Below are 22934 nucleotides of genomic sequence, written 5' to 3'. Positions count from 1 at the left end.
CGGCTCCGAGGATGAAAAGCCATGAAACTGGCTCAAAATGGCCTACAGGTCCTACTACCGCTCTAACGGTGCTGACCGGCGTTTTCCGACGATGTCATGGAGAATTCGGCTACGGCGCACGATGTAAGTGATATCCGCCCAGGGCGCCGGATGATCCAGCTACCCTGACGGGTTGCCCAGGCCGGCGCCGTCCGGCCTCTGCGGGTGCGATCGCGCGGGCGACCGCTCAGACCGGCGTGACCGGCAGGGTGAGGGTGAAGGCGGTGCCCGTCCCGAGTTGGCTGGTGACCTTGATCGATCCGCCGTGGTCGGTCACGATCTGCCGGACGATCGCCAGGCCCAGCCCGCTGCCACCGGTCCGTCGGCCGCGTGCCGAGTCGGCCCGCCAGAACCGGTCGAAGACGTGCGGCAGCGCGTCGGGGGCGATCCCCGAGCCGGTGTCGACGACCCGTACGACGGCGGAGTCGGCCTCGCGTTCCAGCGTGAGCGTCACCTGACCTCCCGGGCGGGTGGCGCAGAGCGCGTTTGTGATCAGGTTCCCCAGCACCTGCCGGAGCCGGTCGGGATCGGCGTACACGGCCACCGGGGTGGCGGTGACGGTCAGCGACACCCCGGCGGCGTCCGCGCTGGCCCCGTGGGCGGTGCGGCAGGTCTCCAGCAGCTCCGCCAGGTCGACGGCGGTCCGGTGGTAGGCCAGGCTCCCCGCCTCGGCCAGTGCGAGTTCCTGGAGGTCGTCGACGATCCGCTGTTGCAGGACCGCCTCCTCGTGCAGCGAGGCGAACAGCTCCGGATCGGGCGCGATCACACCGTCGGAGAGCGCCTCCAGATAACCACGCAGGTTGGCCAGCGGGGTACGCAGTTCGTGCGCGACGTCGGCGACCAGCCGGCGCTGACGCTCCTCGCCGCGTTGCAGGGAGTCGGCCATCCGGTTGAACGAGCGGGCCAGCGTGGCGAGTTCGTCGTTGCCCCGGACCGGTACCCGGCTGCTCAGGTCGCCTCGCCCGAGCCGCTGCGACGCCGTGGTGAGGATGCCGATCGGCCGCAGCACCCGGTGGCTGAGCAGGGCGGTCGCGATGATGGCCACCGCCGCCACCCCGGCCGCCGCGGCCAGCAGCGGACCCACGACGAGCCCCGGCCCGCCCTCCTCGCCGACCCCGACGATGACCCGGGCCGGCTCGGGGGCCACCTCGTCGATCCTGGCGTCGAACGCCTGGGCCAGGCAGTAGTTCATCGACTGGGAGTCCGCCGACGTGCCGCAGGCGGCCAGCTGGCTCTCGTCCGCCCGGGACGCCTGCGGGGACTCGCGCGCCCGCTCCTGACAACTCCGGACGGCCTCGGGGTTCGGGAACCTGTCCCGGGCGACGTCGTAGGTCGGCACGCCGTACGGGCCGGGTGTCTGGACGACCTCGACGCCGCTGCGGGTCAGGCAGGCCGCGTACCGTATCCCGGTCCGGTACGTGTGGAGCTGTTTCGCGGTGATCGCCACCGCGTCGCGGCCCGCACCGGACAGGTCCAGCGTCGGCCGAGGATTGACGAGCCCGACCACCGTGCCGAGGCGTCGGGTCGCCTCGTCCGGATTCGCCTCGTGATCGGTGTCCACCAGGACCCAGCCGGACTCGGAGACCAGGTGGATCCGTTGCCCGGTCTGCTCGCCCAACTGCACGACGACGTGCGCAACGCCCTCCCAGGTGCCGTGCCGGCTGCCGTACTCGGCGAGCTGCCCGGTGATCCGGTCGAGCGTCGCGCCGGGGACGGCGGACTCGTCGATCTGCCGTGAGGCCTGGCGCAGGACCAGCCAGAGGGTGGCGGCGGTCGCGCTGACCGCGACGAGCATGACCAGGGCGAGTACCCGGAACCGGAAGCTCACGCCGGCAGTTCCGCCCCGTCGGCGGTCGGCTCGGCCAGCCGGTAGCCGCGCCCGAACACGGTCTGTACGTAGCGCGGCTCGGCGGGATCGATCTCGATCTTGCGGCGCAGGTTCATCACGTGCGCGTCGACGGTGCGTTCGAGCACGTAGTGGTCGAAGCCGAAGGCCCGGTCGATGATCTGTGCCCGGGTGAACGCCCGTCCCGGCTCGCCGGCCAGCACCTCGAGGATGCCGAACTCCTTGGCGGTGAGCGTGATCAGGCGCCCGTCGATCCGTACCTCGAACCGGCCGGGGTCGACCTCCAGGTTGCCCACCCGCAGCACCGCCTGGTTACCCGCACTCAGTACGCCGGACCGGCGCAGCAGGGCGCGCACCCGGGCGGCCAGTTCCCGCGGACTGTACGGCTTGGTGAGGTAGTCGTCGGCCCCGACGTCCAGACCCAGCAGTACGTCGTCCTCGGTCGTCCGGGCGGTCAGCAGCAGGATCGGCAGGGTGGATTCGGCCCGCAGGATCCGGCAGACGTCGAGCCCGTCCACCACGGGCATCATCACGTCGAGGATCACCAGGTCGGGGCGGCGGGAACGGCACTGCTCCAGCGCCGCCCGGCCGTCGCCGACCACGAGCACGCTGTGCCCTTCCCGTTCGAGATAGACCCGGACCAGGTTGGCCTGCTTCGGGTCGTCCTCGGCGACCAGTATCCGCGCGCTCATGATTCCCCATTCTGCCTGCTCCGGGAAGGTTCGATTAGAGCCGCCGACCGGTGAAAAAGTGATGAAGGCCGGGTCGGAAAACCGTCAGACGGCTATCCGCACCCAGTGGGGACCATTCCTTCACAGCTTCCACATATCCGCGTCCCTACCGTGGTGGCATGGAAGAGCGGAGATCAATCGTGCTCGGCACGGTGGGGCGGTCCGGCGACGGCGCCCAGGCCCGGAGCCGGGCCGCGCGGCGCCGCATCCGGGAGATCCTGGCGGTGCGCCGCGCCGACGCGGCGGCCGGACTGCGGACCGGAACGCCGGACGGGTACGGCCCGGCGGCGGCGTAGCCCCGTCCCGGCGGCGGGCGAACGCAGGGGAACCTGACTAGAGTCTTCGCCGACCAGCCTGCGCCGCGCTGGTCGGGTGGAGGATTGGTGCCCGTGCTGCACCTGAGGATCATCGTGCCGACCGACCGTTCCGCGTCGGTGGTGGACATGCTCTCCGCCGACCCCGCGGTGACGCACGTCATCGTGTTGCCCGGCGCCGCCCGCACGCCTCCGGGGGACGTGGTGCTCTGCGACGTCGTCCGGGAGGGCGCGGACGACGTGCTGGCGGCGCTGCGGACGCTCGGCGTGGACAAGTCCGGCGGGATCGCCGGGGACGGGGTGGACATCACCCTCTCGGCCTCGGCGGACCGGGCCGCGCGGGCCGCCCCCGGCCTGGGTACGGACGCGGTGGTCTGGGACGAGATCGCGCAGAAGACCGGCGAGGAGACCCGGCTCTCCGTCACGTACCTGCTGCTGATCACCCTGGCCACCGTCATCGCCGGCATCGCGGTGCTGCTCGACCAGCCGATCCTGATCATCGGTGCCATGGTGGTCGGCCCGGAGTTCGGTCCGCTCGCCGCGCTGAGCGTCGCGCTGGTCCGCTGGCGGAGCCCGGTCGTCCGGCGGTCCGTCCTGGCCCTGGGGGTCGGATTCCTGACCGCGATCGCGGTGACCGTGCTCAGCACGTGGGCGCTGGACGGCGCCGGGCTGATCGACCGGTCGATGCTGCTCGCCGAGCGGCCGCTGACCGACTTCATCTGGCGGCCGGACGCGCTCTCCTGGGTGGTCGGCTTCCTGGCCGGGGTGGCCGGAATGCTGTCGGTCACCTCGAACCGGTCCGGCTCGCTGGTCGGCGTGCTGATCTCCGTCACCACCGTGCCGGCGGCGGCGAACGTGGCGGTCGCGCTCGCCTACGGCGTCTTTCCCGAGGCGGTCGGCTCCGTCGTCCAGTTGCTGATCAACCTCTGCGCGATCGTGGTCGCGGGGGTGTTGACCCTGCTGGTGCAGCGGCTGTGGTGGGAGCGGATCACCTCGCGCGGGCCGGGCGCGGTCGGCGTCGGGCGGTTCGGACTGGCACCCCGGCGCGCGGTGGTGGACGCGGAGCCGGTCGAGGCCGAGCCGGACCGTACGGCCGGGTAGCCGACCACGCACCGGCAGGTGCCACGAGCGCCGGGCGGTCGTGGCACCTGCGCGGCAGGTACCGCAGGTGCTACCGGCCGGACCCGTCGAGTCCCTTGTCCAGGCCGGCGCGGCGCAGCGCGTCGGCCAGCGCGCCGCCGCCGAAGCCGCCGCCCTGGCCGCCGCCGGAGCGTCCGCCGCCCTGGCCGCCGCCGGAGCGACCGCCCGCACCGCCGGACCGGCCGGCACCCTGGCCACCTCGTCCCTGCCGCGGCTGGCCGTCGCGCTGCTGGCCGTCCCGGGACGTCGTCCGGTCCCGGGGCTGGCGTGGCTCGGCCTCGTCCTCCAGCCGGAGGGTGAGCGAGATCCGTTTGCGCGGTACGTCCACGTCGAGCACCTTGACCCGGACCACGTCGCCGGACTTGACCACGTCACGTGGGTCCTTGACGAAGGTCCGGGACATCGCCGAGACGTGTACCAGACCGTCCTGGTGCACTCCGACGTCCACGAACGCGCCGAAGGCGGCGACGTTGGTGACCACGCCCTCCAGCAACATCCCCGGTTGCAGGTCGCCGATCTTCTCCACCCCCTCGGCGAAGGTCGCGGTCCGGAACGCCGGTCGGGGATCCCGGCCCGGCTTCTCCAGTTCCCGCAGGATGTCGGTGACGGTCGGCAGGCCGAAGGTGTCGTCGACGTACTCGGTGGGCTTGAGCGCCCGGAGCACGGTGGCCTTGCCGATCAGTGCGGAGAGGTCGCCGCCGGTGCTGGCCAGGATCCGCCGGACCACCGGGTACGCCTCGGGGTGCACGCTGGACGCGTCCAGCGGATCGTCCCCGCCCGGGATGCGCAGGAAGCCGGCGCACTGTTCGAAGGCCTTCGGGCCGAGCCGGGCGACCTCCTTGAGCGCCCGGCGGGTCCGGAACGGGCCGTTCGCGTCCCGGTGCAGCACGATGTTCTCCGCCAGGCCGGCGCCGATCCCGGAAACCCGGGTCAGCAGCGGTGCGGAGGCGGTGTTCACGTCCACTCCGACGGCGTTGACGCAGTCCTCGACCACCGCGTCGAGCGAGCGGGAGAGCTTCACCTCGGACAGGTCGTGCTGGTACTGGCCGACGCCGATCGAGCGAGGGTCGATCTTGACCAGTTCGGCGAGCGGATCCTGCAACCGGCGGGCGATCGACACCGCCCCGCGCAGCGAGACGTCCATCCCGGGCAGTTCCTGCGAGGCGTACTCGGAGGCGGAGTAGACGGAGGCGCCGGCCTCGGAAACCACGACCTTGGTCAGGTTGAGGTCGGCGTGCCGCTTGATCAGCTCGGCGGCCAGCTTGTCGGTCTCCCGGGAGGCGGTGCCGTTGCCGATCGCGACCAGGTCGACCTGGTGCGCGCGGGCCAGCCGGGCCAGCGTCTCGATCGAGGCGTCCCACTGCCGGCGCGGCTCGTGCGGATAGATCGTGTCGGTCGCCACCACCTTGCCGGTGCCGTCGACCACCGCCACCTTCACCCCGGTCCGCAGCCCCGGGTCCAGCCCCATCGTCGCCCGGGTACCGGCCGGCGCGGCGAGCAGCAGGTCACGCAGGTTGGTCGCGAAGACCCGGACCGCCTCGTCCTCCGCCGCCTGCCACAGCCGCATCCGCAGGTCGGCGCCGAGATGGATCAGGATCCGGGTACGCCAGGCCCACCGCACCGTGTCGAGCAGCCAGCGGTCGGCCGGCCGCCCCCGGTCGGCGACGTCGAATCGGGCGGCGATCTCCTGCTCGTAGCGGCTCGGGCCGACGGGTGCGTCCTCGGGGGCGGACGCCTCCTCCGGGTCCATGGTCAGGTCGAGCATGCCCTCCTTCTCGCCCCGGAACATCGCCAGGATCCGGTGCGAGGGCAGCCGGGTGTACGGCTCGGCGAAGTCGAAGTAGTCCGCGAACTTGGCGCCGGCCTCCTGCTGGCCGTCCCGTACCCGGGACACCAGCCGGCCCCGCGACCACATCCGCTCCCGGAGCGTGCCGATCAGGTCGGCATCCTCGGCGAACCGCTCGACCAGGATGGCCCGGGCGCCGTCCAGCGCGCCGGTGGCGTCGGCCACCCCGGCGTCCGGGTTGACGAAGCCGGTGGCGACGGTCCGGGGATCCTGCGACGGGTCGCCGAGCAGCGTCTCGGCCAGCGGCTCCAACCCGGCCTCCCGGGCGATCTGGGCCTTGGTCCGGCGCTTCGGCTTGTACGGCAGGTAGATGTCCTCCAGCCGGGCCTTCGAATCGGCCGCCATGATCTGCGCTTCGAGCGCCCCGTCCAGCTTGCCCTGGGTCCGGATCGACTCCAGCACCGCAGCCCGGCGCTCCTCCAGTTCCCGCAGGTAGCGCAGCCGCTCCTCCAGGGTGCGCAGCTGGGAGTCGTCGAGCGACTCGGTGACCTCCTTGCGGTAGCGGGCGATGAACGGCACGGTCGATCCGCCGTCGAGCAGCTCCACCGCGGCCCGCACCTGCCGCTCGTGTACGCCGAGTTCCTCGGCGATCCGCTGGTCCACCGAGCGCGGCTGCGCAGAGGTTGTCACGATCCTGATCCGCCTTCTCCACTGGGTTCCGCCAGCGCACTCCGCCGGAGACCGGGAAGTTCCACTGGGTGCCGGAGTGCATTCTGCCGCACCCGGCCCCGACCGCCACCCGTGCCGCCACCCGGCGGAGCCCGCTGCCGGCCGGTGGGCGTTGGCCCGGTCGCGGCCGACGGACGGTGTGCGCCCGACCGGCTGCCGGTGTGCGCCCGGCCGGCTGCCGGTGCGCGCGCGGCCGGTGGACGGTGTACGCGCGGTGGACTATGGACAACCGAGAGTGATTCGGGTTAGGTCGGCTCCGGATGATCCGCGAATCGACGAGGGACACTATGACTCTTCTGGCCGACGACCGGCCCGCCGGCTCCGGGGCGGGCGCTGCCGACGCACATCCGCTGGCCCGGCTGACCGCCGACGAGATCCGGTCCGCGCGGGCCCTGCTCGACCGGCACGGCCTGCTCAGCCCGACCACCCGGTTCGCCCTGCTGGCATTGGAGGAGCCGGCCAAGGACGTGGTGCTGGCGTACTCCGCCGGGGACGAGATCGACCGTCGGGTGCGGGCGGTACTGCTGGACGTGGCCACCGGAGTGTCCCGGACCGTGGTGGCGTCGCTGACCACTGCCACGATCGGCTCGGTGCGGGAGAACGATCCGGCCCGGGACGGCCAGCCACCGATCATGCTCGAGGAGTTCATCGCGGTCGACGAGATCGTCAAGGCCGATCCGGGATGGCGGGCGGCGATGGCCCGCCGGGGCATCACCGACCTGGACCTGATCCGGCCCTGCCCGCTCTCCGCCGGAGACTTCGACCTGCCGGGGGAGCGGGGCCGGCGGCTGCTCCGGGTGCTGTCCTTCCTGGCCCACCGGCCCGAGGACCACTGCTGGGCGCATCCGATCGACGGCGTGGTCGCGTACGTGGACCTGATCGAGCGCCGGGTCACCGAGCTGATCGACCACGAACTGCTGCCGGTGCCCGAGGAGGAGGGCAACTTCGACGATCCGGCGTACGTCGGTCCGGCGCGTACCAGCCTGAAGCCGATCGAGATCAGCCAACCGGAGGGCCCGAGCTTCTCCGTCGACGGTGACGTGGTGCGCTGGGAGAACTGGACCTTCCGGGTCGGCTTCGATCCCCGCGAGGGTCTGGTGCTGCACCAACTGGGCATCACCGACGGCGGCCGGGACCGCCCCGTGCTCTACCGGGCCTCCGTGGCCGAGATGGTGGTGCCGTACGCCGACCCGGGTCCGGTGCGGTTCTGGCAGAACTACTTCGACGCCGGCGAGTACCTGCTCGGCCACCAGGTGAACTCGCTGGTGCTGGGCTGCGACTGCCTGGGGGAGATCTACTACTTCGACGCGGTACTCGCGGACGGCGCCGGTGAGCCGCGCGAGGTGAGCAACGCGATCTGCCTGCACGAGGAGGACCACGGGGTGCTGTGGAAGCACTCCGACCTGTTCACCGACTCGGCCGAGACCCGTCGGCAGCGCCGGCTGGTGATCTCGTCCTTCGTCACGGTCGGCAACTACGACTACGGCTTCTACTGGTACCTCTACCTGGACGGCACGATCCAGTTGGAGGTCAAGGCGACCGGTGTCCTGTTCACCTCCGCGTACCGCCCCGACAGTCCGTACGCGACCGAGGTCGCTCCCGGGCTCGGTGCGCCGTACCACCAGCATCTGTTCAGTGCCCGGCTCGACATGACGGTCGACGGGGTCCGCAACGCGGTCGACGAACTCGACATCCGGGTCGTACCGGTCGGCCCGGAAAACCCGTACGGTAACGCGTTCACCCGGGTGGCGACCCGGCTGTCGTCCGAATCGGAGGGTGCCCGGAGCACGGACGCCGCGCGCGGGCGGGCGTGGCGGGTGTCGAATCCGGAGCAGGTCAACCGGCTCGGCCAGCCGGTCGGTTACCTGCTGCGGCCGGAGAGCCAGGCGGTGCTGCTGGCCGACGCCGACTCGTCCGTCGCTCGCCGCGCGGCGTTCGCGACCCGGAGCCTCTGGGTCACCCGGTACGACCCGGCGGAGCGCTACCCGGCCGGCGACCTCGTCAACCAGCATCCGGGTGGCGGCGGCCTGCCGGCCCACGTGGCGGCGGACCGGTCGATCGACGGCCAGGACATCGTGCTGTGGCACACCTTCGGCACCACCCACTTCCCCCGCCCGGAGGAGTGGCCGGTGATGCCGGTGGACCGGTGCGGCTTCACCCTGCGTCCGGACGGCTTCTTCGACCGCAATCCCACCCTGGACGTGCCGGCGAGCACCGCCACACACTGCGGGACCGCCGCCGGCGCCGACAGTCCGGGCGACTGCCACTGAGGCGTTCGGAAGGGGCCCTTCCGCCACCAGAGGCGCGGGTCATTCGTCCGGCCGTTGGGTCGGTATCCGATCCTCCGGTTCGGTGGACGCCTGGAGGGCGTCCTCTGCCGGCAGCGTGACGGTGACCGCCAGTCCACCCTCGACGTTCGGCGCCGCCGCTACCGCGCCGCCGTGTGCGTGCACGATCGACCTGACGATGGCGAGGCCCAGACCAGTGGAGGTGGAGCTTGCGGTCCGGTTCGACGCCAGCCGCTGGAACGGCTCGAACAGTCGGTCGACCTCCGTCGGGGGGATGGCGTCGCCGCTGTTGCGCACCGTGACGACCGCTTCCCCGTCGTCGAGACCGGTGACCACGTCGATCCAACCGTCCGGATGGTTGTGCCGGATCGCGTTGTCCACGAGGTTGCGCACCAGCCGGTCCAGCAGGGCCGGGTCGCCGCTGACGGGGGCGGTGCGCAGATCGGTGGTGACGACGAGGCCGATGCGCTCCACTTCGGAGTCCGCCTCGCCCAGCGCGGTGGCCGCCGCGACCCCGAGGTCGTGTGGCTCCCGGGCGGTGACGCCCTCGCTGCGGGCCAGCGCCAGCAGGCCGTCCAGCAGTCGTTCGGCCCGGGCGGTCGCGGTGAGCGCGCGGTGCGCCATGGCCTCCCACTGCGTGGTGGTGCTGTGCCGCTTGGCCAGCAGCACCTCGGCGCCGGTACGCACGATCGCGAGCGGCGTACGCAGCTCGTGCGAGGCGTCGGCGACGAACCTCCGCTGGCTGTTGAAGGAGGCTTCCAGCCTGGCCACCATCTCGTCGAAGGTGTCGGCCAGCTCTTTGAGTTCGTCGTGCGGGCCGGCGAGCGCGATGCGCTCGTGCAGCCGGTCCTGGGAGATCCGCCGGGTGGCGGCGGTGAGGGTTCGCAGCGGCCGGAGCATGCGCCCGGCGACGACCCAGGAGACACCGAGCCCCAACACGGCGGTGATCGCCAGCGCGATCGCCGAGGTTCCGGCCGTGTTCAGCAGCGTCTCGTTGCGCAGCTGGGTCATCGTGGCCAGCCTGAGCTCATGGGCCTTGAGCTTTTCGTCCATCACCGCCCCGGGTGGGTGGAGCTTTTCGGCCGTCGGCGGTTTCACGATCCTGCCTGTGCCGACCTCGGCGTAGAGGCTGCGGTAGAGCAACGCGTAGTTCAGCGCGAGGAGCGCCGCGCAGGTCGCCACGAGCACGACCGCGTAGGTGAGGGTCAGCCGTAGCCGGATCGACGAGCGCCTCCGGTGCGGCCTCACAGCCGGTACCCCGCGCCGACGACGGTCTCGATCAGCGGTGGGTCGCCCAGCTTGCGGCGCAGCCGGGCGATGGTGACCCGCACGGTCGCGGTGAACGGGTCCGCGTGCTCGTCCCAGGCCCGTTCCAGCAGGTCCTCGGCGCTGACCACGGCACCGTCGGCGCCCATCAGGATTTCCAGCACGGCCAGCTCCTTGGTGGTCAGCGGGATGATGCGGCCGTCGCGGGTGACGATCCGGCGCGCGGTGTCGAAGGTGAGGCCGGCGTGCCGCAGCACCCGTGGGGCGTTGTTGGCCCGGCGGGCCAGCGCGCGTATCCGCAGCACCAGCTCGTCGAAGACGAACGGCTTGGGCAGGTAGTCGTCGGCGCCGAGGATCAGTCCGGCGACCCGGTCCGCCGCCTCGCCCGCCGCGGTGAGCATGAGGATCCGGGCATCGGTACCGCTCGTGGCCAACGCGGTGCAGACCTGGTCACCGTGCAGGAGCGGAAGGTCGCGGTCGAGCACGACCACGTCGTACCGGTTCGCGCCGGCCTTGTGCAGGCCGTCGAGGCCGTCGGCCGCCAGGTCGACCGCGATGCCCCGATCCCGCAGCCCATCGGCGACCTGTTCGGCCAGCAGTACCTCGTCCTCGATCAGCAGCACTCGCACGCGCACATCCTCCCTCCGCAGTCTCGGCGATCGGGCATTACACCGGCGTTACAGCCGCCGTGACGGTGGTGTTGCGGGCCTCCTGCTCGACTTGGGCCGACCGAACCGGAGGAGATCGCTGATGAGAAAGAGTTTCCTGGGCGCCTGCCTGCTACCGCTCTTGCTGGTCACGGCGGCGGCCTGCACGAAATCGGACGACGGGAGGGACGTGGCCTCGGTGGGCGGCACCGCCGCGCCGAGCCCGACACCGAGCCTCAGCATGCTGGAGCAGGGGATCAGATACGCGCAGTGCATGCGGGCGCAGGGCGTGGCCTGGCCCGACCCGGAGGTCGACGGCGACAGCGTCCGGATCCTGGGGGCCGACAAGAACGTGGACGCGGACGTTCTGAACAAGGCGGAGGAGGCGTGCAAGCCGTACCAACCCACCCTGAGCGGGCCCGAAAGGGAAAGGAAGGTGGCGGGCGGGCTCGAGTTCTCGCGGTGCATGCGGGAGAACGGAGTGGAGGACTTCCCCGACCCGGACGCCTCCGGCCCGGGCGACGCCGACGATTCGGTCCGTAAGGACCCGCAGTTCGAACAGGCGGAGGTGACCTGCCGTGGGCGGATGCGGCCGTCGTCCGGGCCGAGTTCATGAGCGAGCCGGTCGCGACGAATCGGCGTTCCGCCCGTCGACGGCGGCGTGGTCGGGCCGTCGCGGTGGTCGGCGCGGTCGTGGTCGTGGTCGGTGCGGCGGCCGTGGCGGCGGTCGGCGTCGGCGGGGGCAACCCGGGTACGCCGACCGCGTCCGACCTGCCGCCGGGCACCGCGCAGGTCACTCGGGAGACGATGCTGGACACCGACGACGCGGTCGGCGATCTGGGCTACGGCGCCAAGACCACGCTGGGTGGCTGGATCGCGGGCGTGGTCACCAAGGTGCCGCTGGCCGGCGACGTTCTCAGCCGGGGCCGGCCGATCTACCGGGTGGACAACGCGCCGGTGGTGCTGATGTACGGTGCCGTCGCCGCATACCGGACGCTCGACCGGGATGCCACCGGCGCGGACGTACGGCAGCTCGAAACCAACCTGAAGGCACTCGGCTACGGCGGATTCACGGTGGACAACAGGTACACGGCGTCCACGGCGACCGCGGTGAGGCGATGGCAGAAGGCCCTGGGCCTGACGCAGACCGGCCAGGTCGAGCTGGGTCGGGTGCTGTTCGCCCCGGGCGCGATCCGGGTCGACACCGTGACGGCCGGGGTGAACCAGCCCACCGGCGGCGGGCGGGAGGTGTTGCAGTACACCGGAACCGGGCGTCAGGTAACGGTCCGGGTCGAGGTGTCCAAGCAGCGGCTGGCCCGCAAGGGGGTCGCGGTGCAGGTCCAGATGCCCGACGGTAAGACGGTGGCCGGCCGGGTGGAACGGGTGCACACGGTGATCGAGCAGGCGACCGACCCGGGCAGCGAGGCGGAGACCTTGATCGAGGCGCTCGTCTCGTTGGGTGACCCTACGGCGGCGGCGGGGATCGAGGCGGCTTCGGTCACCGTGGTCTTCACCGCGGCCGAGCGCGAGGACGTGCTGACGGTGCCCGTCGCGGCGCTGGTGGCGCTGGCCGAGGGCGGGTACGGCGTCGAGGTCGTGGAGGGATCCACCACGCGCTATCTCAAGGTGGAGACCGGCCTGTTCGCGAACGGCCGGGTCGAGGTCACCGGCGGCGGGCTGACCGAGGGCATGACCGTGGGGACACCGCAATGATCGAACTGACCGACGTGACGAAGGTGTACCCCGGTGACGTTCGCGCGCTCGCCGGTGTCACCCTGACCATCGGCGCCGGCGAACTGGTCGCGGTGGTCGGCCCGTCCGGCTCGGGCAAGTCCACCATGCTGCACATGCTGGGCACGCTCGACCGGCCCACCACCGGCCGGGTGGCGGTCGACGGCCACGACGTGTCGCGGCTGTCCGACCGGCAGTTGTCGGCCCTGCGGGCGAGCCGGATCGGCTTCGTCTTCCAGCAGTTCCACCTGGCGGCCGGCGTACCGGCGCTGGACAACGTGGCCGACGGCCTGCTCTACGCGGGCGTACCGGTGAAGGAGCGCAAGCGTCGGGCCGAGGCCGCGCTGACGCGGGTCGGGCTCGGACACCGGCTCGACCACGAGCCGCACGAGCTGTCCGGCGGCGAGAGGCAGCGGGTAGCGATCGCCCGAGCGGTGGTCGGCGAACCCGCCGTGCTGCTCGCCGACGAGCCGACCGGCAACCTCGACTCCACCTCGGGCCAGGGCGTCATGGCGGTGCTGCGGGAACTGCATGCCGCCGGTACCACGGTCGTGGTCATCACGCACGACCTGGAGGTCGCCTCGGGGCTCGACCGGCAGGTGCTCATGCGGGACGGCCGAGTGGTCGGCGACGGCGTGACCACGCCGCACGAGGCGGGAGTGGTCGGGTGAGCACCGCGCAGCAGACCCGCGGCGGGCTCACCCCTGCCCGCATGGCACCCCGTGACGTTGCCCGGGTCGGCGCGGCCGGGCTGCGCACCCGCCCGACCCGGGCGCTGCTCTCCGCGCTGGGCATCGCGATCGGCATCGCCGCGATGATCGCGGTGGTGGGCATCTCGTCCTCCTCCCGCGAACAGCTCGACCGTCAGCTCGCCGCGCTCGGCACGAACCTGCTCACCGTGTCCACCGGACAGAACCCCCAGGGCCAGGACTCGAAGCTGCCCGCCGAGGCCGAGGCGATGATCGCGCGGATCGGTCCGGTCACCGCCACCTCCGCGACCGGCCTCGTCGGCAACGCAAGGGTGTACCGCTCGGACCGGATCCCCTCGGTGGAGACCAACGGGCTGATCGGGTTGGCCGCCCGGGTCACCCTGCCGCAGACCGTCGGTGCGACCCTGCGCAACGGCACCTGGCTCAACGGTGTCACCGGCCGGTATCCGGCGGCGGTGCTCGGCGCCGACGCGGCCGAGCGGCTCGGCATCGGTCGGGCCAGCCCGGAGGCGGAGATCCTGGTCGGCGGCGAGCGGTTCGCCGTGATCGGCGTGCTCAACCCGGTCCCGCTCGTTCCCACGCTGGACACGGCCGTCCTGATCGGCTGGGAGATCGCCACGGACCTGTTCCACTTCGACGGGCGGGCGACCACCGTCTACACCAGGTCACGGGACAGCCAGGTCGAGGCGGTACACCGCGTCCTGGCCGCCACCGCCAATCCGCAGGCACCGGGCGAGGTCACCGTCTCCAATCCGTCGGACGCGCTGGCCGCCGGCCAGGCCGCCGACGTCACCCTGAACGGACTGCTGCTCGGGCTCGGCGCGGTCGCGCTGCTCGTCGGCGGCGTCGGGGTGGCCAACACGATGGTGATCTCGGTGCTGGAGCGCCGGGCCGAGATCGGGCTCCGCCGGTCGCTCGGCGCCACCAGGGGACAGATCCGGTTGCAGTTCCTGGCCGAGTCCCTCCTGCTGTCCACGCTCGGTGGCCTGGGCGGGGTGCTGCTCGGCATCGCCGTCACCACCGGCTACGCCGCCTACCAGACCTGGCCGGCCGTCGTACCGGCGTGGGCGACGGCGGGCGCGCTCGCCGCCACCATGTTCATCGGCGGCCTCGCCGGGCTCTACCCGGCGATCCGCGCGGCCCGGATGTCCCCGACCGAAGCCCTGGGGAGTTAGGAAGGGGCCCTTCTTCTACAGAATGCGATAAGAAGGGGCCCTTCCTTACATCTCGTTCAGCGGCGGACGGTGAGGGCGGTGGAGGCGACGGCCGCGTCGACCGCGTTGAGTAGTTCGGCCAGTTCGGCCGGGAGGAGCCGGCGGCCGGCGGCGATCCGGTCTGTCACGATGGTCCGGTTGGTCGGCAGCAGCGCCCGGACGAGGCCGGCGGCGCGGACCAGGCCGGCCAGCGTGGCGGTGCGCGGGTCCAGCGGTTGTTCGGACCGTTCCAGGATGGCGTTCAGGCGTACCCGGGGCCGGGCCACCCGGTTCGGATCCAGCCCCGGCCAGCGCACCGTCGTACGGAGGTTGAGCCCGCGCGCGGTGATCCGGCGTACCGCGCCCGCGCTCACCAGGCGGTCGCCGACGTGGTCGCGAACCCGGGGGGCGAGGAACTCCAACCACGAACGCGCCGGATGCCCGTCACCGCGTCGTACCATCTCGCCCAGCACCCGATCGGTCACCGGCTCGCGCCACGCCCGGTCGTCCGAGACGTAGACGTGGGACCGGGCGAGGGTGATCCGCCCGTCGAACAGAAGTTCCCCGAGTAACGCGCCCGCGAGTGCGGCATCGACCAGGATCGCTGCCGCGAGTGGCTTGCCGCTGTAGTCGTCGTGCGCGATGAGGAACAGCTCGTCGGCTAGCCGCTCGGTGGGGGAGTCCGCGTTATTGGTCATCCGTCATCCTCGGCCGGCCGGCGTGCCGGGTCGGTCAGCGCTCAGTGTCGATGCAGGACGGTACGGCAAGAGCACTGTCCGTTCAACCCGCCCCTGCCCTGCGTATTCAAAACTGTGATGCATCGATCTATTGTCGCGCGGCGTGATCACCCATAACCTCTCCGGTGTCGCTCGAGAGCCCCTTTCTCGCCCCCTTACCGAGAGAGACCGACATATGTCAGCCAGTTCCGCTTCGGATACCGGCCTGCGCCGGGGACGTCTGGGCACGGTGCATCTCGTCTTCTTCACGGTCGCGGCGTCCGCTCCGTTGACCGTGCTGGGCGGTGGCGTAACCACGATGTACGCGGTCAGTGGCAACGTCGGGGCTGCCCTGTCCTATGTGTTGTTGGCGGCGATTCTGGCCGTGTTCGCCGTCGGCTACGCTGCGATGAGCCGATTTGTCAGCAGCGCCGGTGCGTTGCGTTGCAGGCGTACATACGCCTAGACTGATCCACATGAGACCCCTCAAGCTCTTGGGGGCCGCTCGCCTGAGCCGTTACCGGGGTGAGCTGGACCCTACCACCAGTCCAGAGCGTCAGCAGGCCACGTGCCGAGCGTGCGCCGACGAGCGTAGAGACACGATCGTCGCCTGGGCGATGGACCTAGACGTCAGCGCGATCACGAAGTCTCCGTTCGAGCGCCCTGAACTAGGTGTATGGCTGAGGACTCGACACCGCGAGATTGACGGCATTGTATGGTCTCGGCTTGATCGAGCCGTACGCTCGATGCGAGACCTTCATGCCCTCGTCGAGTGGGCAATCGAATACAAAAAGATCCTTATCTTCGCTTCGGGGCCAAACGGTAGCGGAGCAATGGAACTCGACATGCGGCGGGGGCAGCTAGATGCGATCCCCCGGCTAATCGCTACGGTGCTTGCGTTCGCTGCCGAAATGGAAGCGCAAGCGATTGTTGACCGAAACAAGGATACTCGGGCGTACCATAACGCTACCGGCAGATGGAGTGGCGGTATGCACCCGTGGCATCTGATGCCGGTGAAAACAGCCGACGGCTACAAGCTCGTCAAGAATCCCGAGACCTGGGACTTTATGTGGGAGATCGTCGACCGAGTACTCAACAAGAGTCAAAAGCGCCAGTCCATAGGCCATGACTTCATGCGGCGCGAAATACTAACTCCGATGGAGTACAGACTCCAGAAGTCAGGCAAGCTGCCGATAGCTCCGCATGATGGCATCGTAAAATCGATCGCCGATGGCGTCGTTACCATCAGTTCCGAGGGCAAGCCAGACGAGTCCGTTAAGATCTTGCCACCAAAGGCCGTGCTCCGCGTAGAGGTGGGGCAGTCAGTCAGCAAGGGAGAGAGACTGACTCACCGGGGCGTCTGGAGAACGATGACCATCACGCCGATGTTGCAAAACAGGATTCTAACCGGAGATACCGCTCCCGGCGGGGAACTTCTCCTAGATGACGATGGCTACCCAATCAAGCGCGCTGAGGCAATGATGGAGCTTACAGACTGGCTCCGCCTCCAGCGAATTCTTGACGAGGAGGCGGGGAAGCCGGGACAGAAAACGAAGGTCCACCTACTAACCGACGTCGGATTTTGCGGCCTCTGCGGCGAGAAGCTTCACTATAGGAATCAGAAGGTTGACTACGGGTCCGGACGGTGGATCGGCTATAACTGTCGATCCGCCTGGCAATCCTTGAAGCACCAAACTCCCGACGAACGATGCAAGGCGAAGGCGATGCGTGACGACCAAGTACAGCCGGTGATCGAGAAAGCTCTACTTGGTCTGGTGGGAAACCGTGAAGTATTACAGCCAGTTCTCATCCCTGGCATATCTCACTCTGCCGAGCTGGAGGATGCGAAGCGAGACCTGTCGCGCCTAATTGATCTGGCTCTGGATAAGCCTCCATCGGTCAGTAGCGTCTACGAGGAAAAGATCGCTAAGGCTGAACTTCGGATCGCCCGGCTGGCCGAGATGGAAGACACAGAAGACCACTACGCATACCAACCAACCGGAAGAACTTATAGTCAAATATGGGCCGAGGGCACCGACGAAGATCGAAACCTGATGCTGATTCAGGCCGGAATTCGGCTTTCGATGTTCAAGCGCCAGAAGGACGAGCAATGGCAGAGGCTTCCGGGGCTTAATACGGATGTGGAGCATGAGGTAGTTGAAGTTACAGGCGATGACAACGTTGTGCTTGCCCTGGCCATACCGAAGGATCTACTCCGCCGGACCACCGGGCAGGAAGTTGACCTCGGATTCAAAGACGTTCCGCTAGCAGAGCTGTCGCAGGACTTGTCAACTGTCGGGTAGCTGGGTGGTAGAGGTGGACCAGGGCGCCGCTGTGTCTCACAGTGGCGCCAAGTGTCTTTTCACAGTCCACATGGAACGCCGTATCCTCACAGCCCCAACCTAGAAAGCGCTCGTCTTGTCCGCCGGCACGCCAGTAGGCGGCAGGGGTGATGACTAAACAGCCTCCTACGCTCTCCTCCCAGTCGAGCAGGACGCGACAGAGATCCACCGGCATCCCCGAGAGGTATTGGGTCGTCCCTCGCTCGCTGAGGCTGACGAACCGCGTATACGGGAGGTGCAGCCGGTCGTCGGAGGCAGCCTCTATGGCTGCCCTCAGTGGAGCCTCCTCAGGGATGCTGTCGGCATCGCAGATGACGACCACCTCACAGCCGGCGGCCTCCGCCAGGCGGACACCGAGGTTTCGGCTAGCAGCCCGGTTGAAATCGTCGTGGCCGGAGTCAGCTTCGACGTACTCAGCCCCAGGAAGCATCTGCCTCAACCGAGTCTCAGTGACAGCCTTCGCCTTGGCCCTCTCAGGGCCATCGTCCCGCCACGGGACGACAATCCCTACCCTCATGGCTCCCTCAGTCGTTTTACGGTCTCTACGGCTCTCTGGAGGCCACCAGTGGCCACGAATTCGCGGTAGGCCCTGCCGTCCCTGACGTACGACTGATGCCGGTTGACCCTGAGGTGTCCTTCGTCCCACTCAGCCTTGCCGGCTGCGGGGTGGCAGTGTTCGACGACAACCTCAGGCAGATAGCGGAGGCAACCAGCCTCCGAGCCGAGATCCTTCCAGTAGTTATCGCAATAGAGGTGTATCAGGGTCTCAGGGGCGAAAAACCCAACCTCCCGAGGGATATCTACCGTCATCGCTACCTGCGTAGGCAGTGCTTCACCCTGGAGGAGGTCATTTCCGTAGACAACGCCGGTGCGGAGGTCTCTCAGGGCGTCTAAATAGGCTCTGTCCCACCCGACAGAGCGAGGTCTGTGGTCGTCTCCCATAAAACCAACCGCAAATACGTCCTCAGGGAGCGTTTTGTAGCCGAAATTGAGCCCTGTGATGAGGTTGTGCCCCGTCTGGACGGTCCAGGAGACCCCGAGGCGAGTGCATTCGCCCTGGTAGAGGCCCAAATTCGGGTCTTCGTCATCCAAGATCAGTAAAACAGAGGTTTCAGCGACAACTGTCGATCGAAACGCCTGCATCAGGGGCTCTACCTGGTGTGGTCGACCCTTCGTAGGGACCAAAACTACAAGATCAATGACGGCTCTCCGGTGGTGTGAGCTGGGAGTTAGCGAGTGTCAGGGGGTGTCGGTACCATCGCGGGCATGAACGCACTTGGGAAGACTCAGCGAGAGGCAGTGATGGCAGCGTGGCTCGGCGACACCCTGAAACGACACACCGCAAAAGAACTTAGCGACAGCACAGGAATCCCACTGGCGTCCATGCAACAAATCCTGAGGGAAATGGTCGGACAAGAATTGTTGGTCTTCAAAGAGGAACTACACGGGCGATGGTGGCGCAAACGCTACTGGATGCCTCCACAGGGAGAGGCGAGACTTCGAAGGAAGCTACGACTGGAGGGGACTCCGGTCTGACATGTGGACAGCCGTGACCGATAAAATTCTCGGCGCTGTCGTCCTCTGCTTCCTCCTGGTTGCTGCCGGTGGGGCAATGCTCACCGGGGTCCATGAACCGGGGGCGTGGATATTCGCAGTATTGACAACGACGACCTATCAACCAAGGGCGGTTTCGTAATGACATCTCAGGCAGTGATCTACCTGTACCCGGCCAACGAAAATCAACAGTTCCTATGCGTTCGTGCGGCCAAGGAACTAGGTCTTGAAATCCGGGGGATCTGGGAAGACGATGAATCCGTGCACCCCGGGGCCGAACACAGACCTAGTCGAGAGCGAGCCCTAGAAGCCCTGGAGTCGAATGACACCCTCATTGTTCACGACTTGCAACGCCTGTCTCGGAGGCCAGAGTCGACAACCGCAATAGCAAAGCTGCTGCTGGAGAAAGATGCACGAGTGGTGATGGCCTCGGAGCAGTCCGGCCTTCTGGTGTTGCGAGTAATGGGCAAGCAAGGGTTGATGATGGTCGCGCTGATGGAAGACCTCGTTGAGGTGTTCGTTGAGAGCGTTGAGGGTGAGAATGCGTAGGACACTCTACGGACGCAGAGGGTGGGCGATAGTGGAAAGACCTGACGACCAAGACCGTCTCCCGCTCGGTCGAATAGGAATCCTGGCCTTCCTGGTGCCGTTCATGAAGGTCTGGGTCGTGGGCTGTGCCGGGGCGAGGTGCAACCTCTACCACTCATGGCCCTACGAAAGGGCGGCGCGACAGTCGGCAAGCTTTCATTGGGACAACTGCGGGAGTAGTTCCTTCTGCGAGCAGCGAACCGTGTGGAGCCTCCGAGGGCACCTAGGCGGAGATCTGGAGTGGCTAGCAGACCTGGACGACCGACGAGACGACAGACGCGAGGCGAGAAACCTCAGGAGGGTTTGAACTGATGGCAATCGTAGAGCTTCCGGACCACGGGTTAAGTGCCGGCAAGGCTGCTCGCGGTAAACACTGGATCAAGCAATTGGATCGAGTTAACCGCACCGTACAAACCGGCTACGCCTTCGAGGGTACCTTTAAGAAGTGGAACGAAACAGTAGAGGTTCCTGAGGGGACCTGGTTTCTAACCTTCATCGAAGACCTCACCGGCTCTGGCAGGGTCAGAGATCAAACGGTTGCGCTCTGGCGAGTCCAGAACGGTGAGCTAACTGCGGACCTCCGGTGGGAGCTGGACGGCAGTCCGGGGTGGGCACTAAAGGTCCGCGACCCAATTGCAGATCGACTGGAGGGCGACGACCACCCCGAGCTGCCCTCGGTGGCAGATGCCTTCGAGGCATGGGTAAGCGACGAGGCCACCCGGCGGGGGGTGTCTAGCGGCGCCATCTTGGATGACCTAATGAAGGCGATCTTCTCTAGTCATGCAGAGTCAGGACTGTCAGGCACCTGACAGTCCTGACCTCCGGAGGTTTGCTAGTCTGCCTCGGTCAGCGCCCCTCGGGGCGAGGATTTCAACGCACCAGTCCCCACTCTCTCGTGGGGGTGATCCACTCAAGCGCGACGACGCCATAGCAACACCTTCCTCCGTAGGGGGACTCCATTGCGGCGTTGAGTTGGTTGGAAGACTTTCGGGAGACCGGAAGCGTCTCCGGCCCTTCGGGGCCGGACCCCATTGAACCGCCCCGGCACACCAGCCGGGGCGGTTCTGCGTCTGCTACGGTTGAACCCTCCCGCGTGGAGGTCTGGTTGCAGGTTGCACAGTTAGGGCGTCTCCGCCTTGCCAGCGGGGGCGCCCTTTCGCTTCCCTTGCTTGACCCACCAACCGGCGGGGTTGTGAGAGATCGGGGTAAGAGCCTCGATCTCGGTGTCCCGCTTCCACAGATCATTCGAGGCAAGTTCCTGTTCGATGGCCACCATCGGTCCGCCTTCGGCGGGGATGCGGAAGCCACCACGGCTCTTGAGCCTGGGATCGGTGGCGAGGTCGAAGATTGCGTCCTCAACGAGCAGATAGCACCCCGGAGACACCAGAGGCCCGTAGAGAGCTATCTCCTGGGCGACGTGAGGGGCAGCGTGCTCAGAGTCCAGGATGACCATCGTCCGTCTCCGCCTGACGAGCTGGCGCACCTCGGCGACAGTCTCAGGGGCCACAGAGTCGCCCTGGACGTACGTCACACGGTCTGAGAGGCCGCGTGCGGCCTCAGAGACTTCAGGGCTGTCGCTGTCAACGGTGATGACGTCTACGCCCCTGTCAGCGAGCCACACAGCGGTCCCGCCCCACCTCGTACCCGTCTCGACGACCACAGTGGGTTTGGTGGCGTCCAGGATGGCCGCCAGGCGGTCTAGGTCGTCCTGGTGCTTCCACAGGGTCAACCCTCGGTGTTCGCAGGCGTAGGAGCCATCTGAGAAGGTCTGTAGGGACGCCTGGACGTCAATCGGGGTAGGAAGACTCACGCCGCCATCCGGCGGGAAGAGTCGTCGTTGACAGCCTTCGCGAGGGCAGTCAGGAAGGTCTCATTGACCGCAAGAGCTGCGGCTACCTCACCGGCGTCTACAGAAACCTCTATTTCCCTGGTGCCGAGCTGGTCAACCTTCGCCTCGATGGTCTGAAGCCTCTCAGGCAGGTCCAGGACGTTATCAAGGGCGTAACCGATGGTCTTCCCGGTACGGCCGATGCCCTGGTTGTGGACTGCCCGTGCGACCAGCACGGCGTCATCGTCAGTTAGTGGCAAATCGTCTCCTAGAATCCAAGGTGTGTTGTTGTCCTCCCGGGACTCGTCTGAATTCCAGTGGACATGCTTATCATGGGGGTTGGCGCCTCGATAAGGGCGCCGATCCCAGCCGGTATTACGGTGAGCAATTCGACGGTTGTGAATCCAATAGCGCGCAGCGGGGTGCTTTTCGAAGACGTCCTTCAGCATTTCGATAGCGGCGGAGTCGCCTCCTGACCGGAGGTCGACATCCATATCCCAGGCGTCTACACTGCCATCAGGATCGGGGTTATGATCACTATCCGTCAGTTGGTGAGCTGCGTTTCCAATCCAGCCGTCTGAGGTTTTGTCACGACGGGGATACGCTGCGTTGACTGCGGTGCGGTAGTTGGTCAAAGACCGGTTGAGGTATGCCAAATACTGAGACTCCATCGATAGGCGTCGAGATTCCACGGGATTTTTGAGCGCAGTTTGTGGAGCGGTTGAAGTCGTTGAGTACTCAACCGAGTGATGGACGTCTATAGCGAGCTGTGTAGATATCCAGCTCAATCAATACGATTGCCATCAATATAGAGGGATGTGAGTACCTCTATTTGTCCTGAATCCTGGGAAACGGACAAAGTATCCAAACAGTACATCGCGGCAGACAGGTCGAGAGACCGTGCGCGCCTGAAGATCGTTTAGGGGTATCCCCCCGCCCGTATAAAAATACACACCCATCCACGGAATACGCATAGACGCAGTTGTCAAGGCTGTTATCAAACTGTGTTGTGTGTTAAGTCATAAAGAACGAATAAGCCTTTGACCTGCATAAACATCACTCTGATCTAGCTCTAAGACCTATCTCATAGATATAGCTACTATGAGTGAGTGGTATGTATATACACCATGCATAGTGATCTTGTGCATGGTTATGCATAAAGACACCTGTCTATGGGTTGTCTAAAGTGGATCTGAGAGCATCAGCAAAGGGTTATATAGAGACCCCTTGATATAAACCCTCCACTAGGGACAGACAGCGCCGAGCCGACGTAGCGACAGAGGTCTATTAAACGGGTTGGTTGAATAGACGAACATCATCTATGACTCTTGAGTTATAAAGACGACTATCACTGCGTGGCGATCATGCTCATAGACGATTGTCGTCTTCCCGGATCATGGTAACGGTTTGGTCAAGACTAGCGATCATGCTGCGAAAAACCCGTTTTTTCGCACGGAAGCGACTAAGCTTGGGGCAAGCCCCACGG

21 protein-coding genes are annotated in these 22934 nt (G+C 67.3%); 11 read left to right on the top strand and 10 right to left on the bottom strand.

Annotated features, from left to right (window positions below; genetic code table 11):
• Positions 1-226 precede the first annotated feature (226 nt).
• Both ACFP2T_RS43490 and ACFP2T_RS43485 read right to left on the bottom strand, forming a co-directional pair.
• The gene (locus ACFP2T_RS43490) at positions 227-1867 is read right to left on the bottom strand and encodes a sensor histidine kinase (RefSeq protein ID WP_377432929.1); all 1641 of its coding nucleotides are present in this window, start codon (positions 1865-1867) and stop codon (positions 227-229) included.
• Positions 1864-2577, bottom strand: a complete 714-nt coding sequence (locus ACFP2T_RS43485) for a response regulator transcription factor (protein ID WP_377432928.1) — start codon at positions 2575-2577, stop codon at positions 1864-1866. The genes ACFP2T_RS43490 and ACFP2T_RS43485 overlap by 4 nt, the downstream gene beginning before the upstream one ends.
• A 158-nt stretch (positions 2578-2735) precedes the next feature.
• Here ACFP2T_RS43485 and ACFP2T_RS43480 point away from each other — a divergent pair, with 158 nt between their 5' ends.
• Both ACFP2T_RS43480 and ACFP2T_RS43475 read left to right on the top strand, forming a co-directional pair.
• Positions 2736-2912 (top strand): hypothetical protein, encoded by a 177-nt coding sequence (locus ACFP2T_RS43480; RefSeq protein WP_377432927.1) that lies wholly within the window; start codon positions 2736-2738, stop codon positions 2910-2912.
• A 93-nt stretch (positions 2913-3005) separates the two neighbouring features.
• Positions 3006-4031: a DUF389 domain-containing protein gene (locus ACFP2T_RS43475; protein ID WP_377432926.1), complete on the top strand. Its 1026-nt coding sequence runs from the start codon at positions 3006-3008 to the stop codon at positions 4029-4031.
• A gap of 70 nt (positions 4032-4101) precedes the next feature.
• Here ACFP2T_RS43475 and ACFP2T_RS43470 read toward each other — a convergent pair whose 3' ends face one another.
• Positions 4102-6546 (bottom strand): Tex family protein, encoded by a 2445-nt coding sequence (locus ACFP2T_RS43470; protein WP_377432925.1) that lies wholly within the window; start codon positions 6544-6546, stop codon positions 4102-4104.
• Positions 6547-6872: 326 nt separating this feature from the next.
• Here ACFP2T_RS43470 and ACFP2T_RS43465 point away from each other — a divergent pair, with 326 nt between their 5' ends.
• Complete coding sequence (locus tag ACFP2T_RS43465) at positions 6873-8855, top strand: primary-amine oxidase (RefSeq protein ID WP_377432924.1); 1983 nt, start codon at positions 6873-6875, stop codon at positions 8853-8855.
• Positions 8856-8894: 39 nt separating this feature from the next.
• Here the strand turns inward: ACFP2T_RS43465 and ACFP2T_RS43460 are convergent, their stop codons facing one another.
• Complete coding sequence (locus tag ACFP2T_RS43460; protein WP_377432923.1) at positions 8895-10121, bottom strand: sensor histidine kinase; 1227 nt, start codon at positions 10119-10121, stop codon at positions 8895-8897.
• A complete protein-coding gene (locus ACFP2T_RS43455) occupies positions 10118-10768 on the bottom strand; it encodes a response regulator transcription factor (protein WP_377432922.1) in 651 nt (216 codons plus the stop codon). Before ACFP2T_RS43455 ends, ACFP2T_RS43460 begins: the two co-directional genes overlap by 4 nt.
• Positions 10769-10889: 121 nt before the next feature.
• Here ACFP2T_RS43455 and ACFP2T_RS43450 point away from each other — a divergent pair, with 121 nt between their 5' ends.
• From ACFP2T_RS43450 to ACFP2T_RS43435, 4 genes are read left to right on the top strand one after another with little or no spacing between them, the layout of a single operon-like run.
• A complete protein-coding gene (locus tag ACFP2T_RS43450) occupies positions 10890-11402 on the top strand; it encodes a hypothetical protein (RefSeq protein ID WP_377432921.1) in 513 nt (170 codons plus the stop codon).
• The gene (locus ACFP2T_RS43445; protein WP_377432919.1) at positions 11399-12499 is read left to right on the top strand and encodes a peptidoglycan-binding protein; all 1101 of its coding nucleotides are present in this window, start codon (positions 11399-11401) and stop codon (positions 12497-12499) included. Before ACFP2T_RS43450 ends, ACFP2T_RS43445 begins: the two co-directional genes overlap by 4 nt.
• Entirely contained in the window at positions 12496-13188 is a 693-nt protein-coding gene (locus ACFP2T_RS43440; RefSeq protein ID WP_377432917.1) for an ABC transporter ATP-binding protein, read from the top strand. The genes ACFP2T_RS43445 and ACFP2T_RS43440 overlap by 4 nt, the downstream gene beginning before the upstream one ends.
• A gap of 41 nt (positions 13189-13229) precedes the next feature.
• Positions 13230-14402, top strand: coding sequence for an ABC transporter permease (locus ACFP2T_RS43435; RefSeq protein ID WP_377433008.1), 1173 nt, complete (start codon positions 13230-13232; stop codon positions 14400-14402).
• A gap of 56 nt (positions 14403-14458) precedes the next feature.
• On the opposite strand, the gene ACFP2T_RS43430 is transcribed toward ACFP2T_RS43435, so the two are convergent.
• On the bottom strand, positions 14459-15118 hold the full coding sequence (locus tag ACFP2T_RS43430; protein WP_377432915.1) for a GOLPH3/VPS74 family protein: 660 nt from the start codon (positions 15116-15118) through the stop codon (positions 14459-14461).
• Positions 15119-15332: 214 nt separating this feature from the next.
• Here ACFP2T_RS43430 and ACFP2T_RS43425 point away from each other — a divergent pair, with 214 nt between their 5' ends.
• Together ACFP2T_RS43425 and ACFP2T_RS43420 are read left to right on the top strand one after the other, a co-directional pair.
• Entirely contained in the window at positions 15333-15602 is a 270-nt protein-coding gene (locus ACFP2T_RS43425) for a hypothetical protein (protein ID WP_377432914.1), read from the top strand.
• A 10-nt stretch (positions 15603-15612) separates the two neighbouring features.
• On the top strand, positions 15613-17439 hold the full coding sequence (locus tag ACFP2T_RS43420; protein ID WP_377432913.1) for a recombinase family protein: 1827 nt from the start codon (positions 15613-15615) through the stop codon (positions 17437-17439).
• Here ACFP2T_RS43420 and ACFP2T_RS43415 read toward each other — a convergent pair.
• On the bottom strand, positions 17387-17995 hold the full coding sequence (locus tag ACFP2T_RS43415; protein ID WP_377432912.1) for a galactosyltransferase-related protein: 609 nt from the start codon (positions 17993-17995) through the stop codon (positions 17387-17389). The two genes, ACFP2T_RS43420 and ACFP2T_RS43415, sit on opposite strands and share 53 nt — an antisense overlap.
• The gene (locus ACFP2T_RS43410) at positions 17992-18621 is read right to left on the bottom strand and encodes a hypothetical protein (RefSeq protein WP_377432910.1); all 630 of its coding nucleotides are present in this window, start codon (positions 18619-18621) and stop codon (positions 17992-17994) included. The genes ACFP2T_RS43415 and ACFP2T_RS43410 overlap by 4 nt, the downstream gene beginning before the upstream one ends.
• A 498-nt stretch (positions 18622-19119) precedes the next feature.
• Between ACFP2T_RS43410 and ACFP2T_RS43405 the strand changes: the two genes are divergently transcribed.
• A complete protein-coding gene (locus ACFP2T_RS43405; RefSeq protein ID WP_377432908.1) occupies positions 19120-19581 on the top strand; it encodes a recombinase family protein in 462 nt (153 codons plus the stop codon).
• Positions 19582-19931: 350 nt separating this feature from the next.
• Positions 19932-20429 (top strand): hypothetical protein, encoded by a 498-nt coding sequence (locus ACFP2T_RS43400; protein ID WP_377432906.1) that lies wholly within the window; start codon positions 19932-19934, stop codon positions 20427-20429.
• Between the two features lie 311 nt (positions 20430-20740).
• On the opposite strand, the gene ACFP2T_RS43395 is transcribed toward ACFP2T_RS43400, so the two are convergent.
• Positions 20741-21430, bottom strand: coding sequence for a CmcI family methyltransferase (locus tag ACFP2T_RS43395; RefSeq protein WP_377432905.1), 690 nt, complete (start codon positions 21428-21430; stop codon positions 20741-20743).
• A complete protein-coding gene (locus ACFP2T_RS43390; protein WP_377432904.1) occupies positions 21427-22104 on the bottom strand; it encodes a hypothetical protein in 678 nt (225 codons plus the stop codon). The genes ACFP2T_RS43395 and ACFP2T_RS43390 overlap by 4 nt, the downstream gene beginning before the upstream one ends.
• Between the last annotated feature and the right edge of the window lie 830 nt (positions 22105-22934).

Origin of the sequence: Plantactinospora solaniradicis (assembly GCF_042658085.1) — a bacterium.
Classification (GTDB): Bacteria; Actinomycetota; Actinomycetes; order Mycobacteriales; family Micromonosporaceae; genus Plantactinospora; species Plantactinospora solaniradicis.
The sequence above is the reverse complement of the archived record's forward strand: the minus strand, read 5'-3'. Positions and strand labels throughout refer to the sequence as shown.

Excerpts from the sequence above, each read along its gene's own strand:
- ACFP2T_RS43415 (WP_377432912.1), bottom strand. The coding sequence starts at position 17,995 with ATGAGGGTAGGGATTGTCGTCCCGTGGCGGGACGATGGCCCTGAGAGG.
- ACFP2T_RS43420 (WP_377432913.1), top strand. The coding sequence starts at position 15,613 with ATGAGACCCCTCAAGCTCTTGGGGGCCGCTCGCCTGAGCCGTTACCGG.
- ACFP2T_RS43450 (WP_377432921.1), top strand. The coding sequence starts at position 10,890 with ATGAGAAAGAGTTTCCTGGGCGCCTGCCTGCTACCGCTCTTGCTGGTC.
- ACFP2T_RS43465 (WP_377432924.1), top strand. The coding sequence starts at position 6,873 with ATGACTCTTCTGGCCGACGACCGGCCCGCCGGCTCCGGGGCGGGCGCT.
- ACFP2T_RS43435 (WP_377433008.1), top strand. The coding sequence starts at position 13,230 with ATGGCACCCCGTGACGTTGCCCGGGTCGGCGCGGCCGGGCTGCGCACC.
- ACFP2T_RS43440 (WP_377432917.1), top strand. The coding sequence starts at position 12,496 with ATGATCGAACTGACCGACGTGACGAAGGTGTACCCCGGTGACGTTCGC.
- ACFP2T_RS43445 (WP_377432919.1), top strand. The coding sequence starts at position 11,399 with ATGAGCGAGCCGGTCGCGACGAATCGGCGTTCCGCCCGTCGACGGCGG.
- ACFP2T_RS43485 (WP_377432928.1), bottom strand. The coding sequence starts at position 2,577 with ATGAGCGCGCGGATACTGGTCGCCGAGGACGACCCGAAGCAGGCCAAC.
- ACFP2T_RS43430 (WP_377432915.1), bottom strand. The coding sequence starts at position 15,118 with ATGACCAATAACGCGGACTCCCCCACCGAGCGGCTAGCCGACGAGCTG.
- ACFP2T_RS43425 (WP_377432914.1), top strand. The coding sequence starts at position 15,333 with ATGTCAGCCAGTTCCGCTTCGGATACCGGCCTGCGCCGGGGACGTCTG.
- ACFP2T_RS43400 (WP_377432906.1), top strand. The coding sequence starts at position 19,932 with ATGGCAATCGTAGAGCTTCCGGACCACGGGTTAAGTGCCGGCAAGGCT.
- ACFP2T_RS43410 (WP_377432910.1), bottom strand. The coding sequence starts at position 18,621 with ATGCAGGCGTTTCGATCGACAGTTGTCGCTGAAACCTCTGTTTTACTG.
- ACFP2T_RS43480 (WP_377432927.1), top strand. The coding sequence starts at position 2,736 with ATGGAAGAGCGGAGATCAATCGTGCTCGGCACGGTGGGGCGGTCCGGC.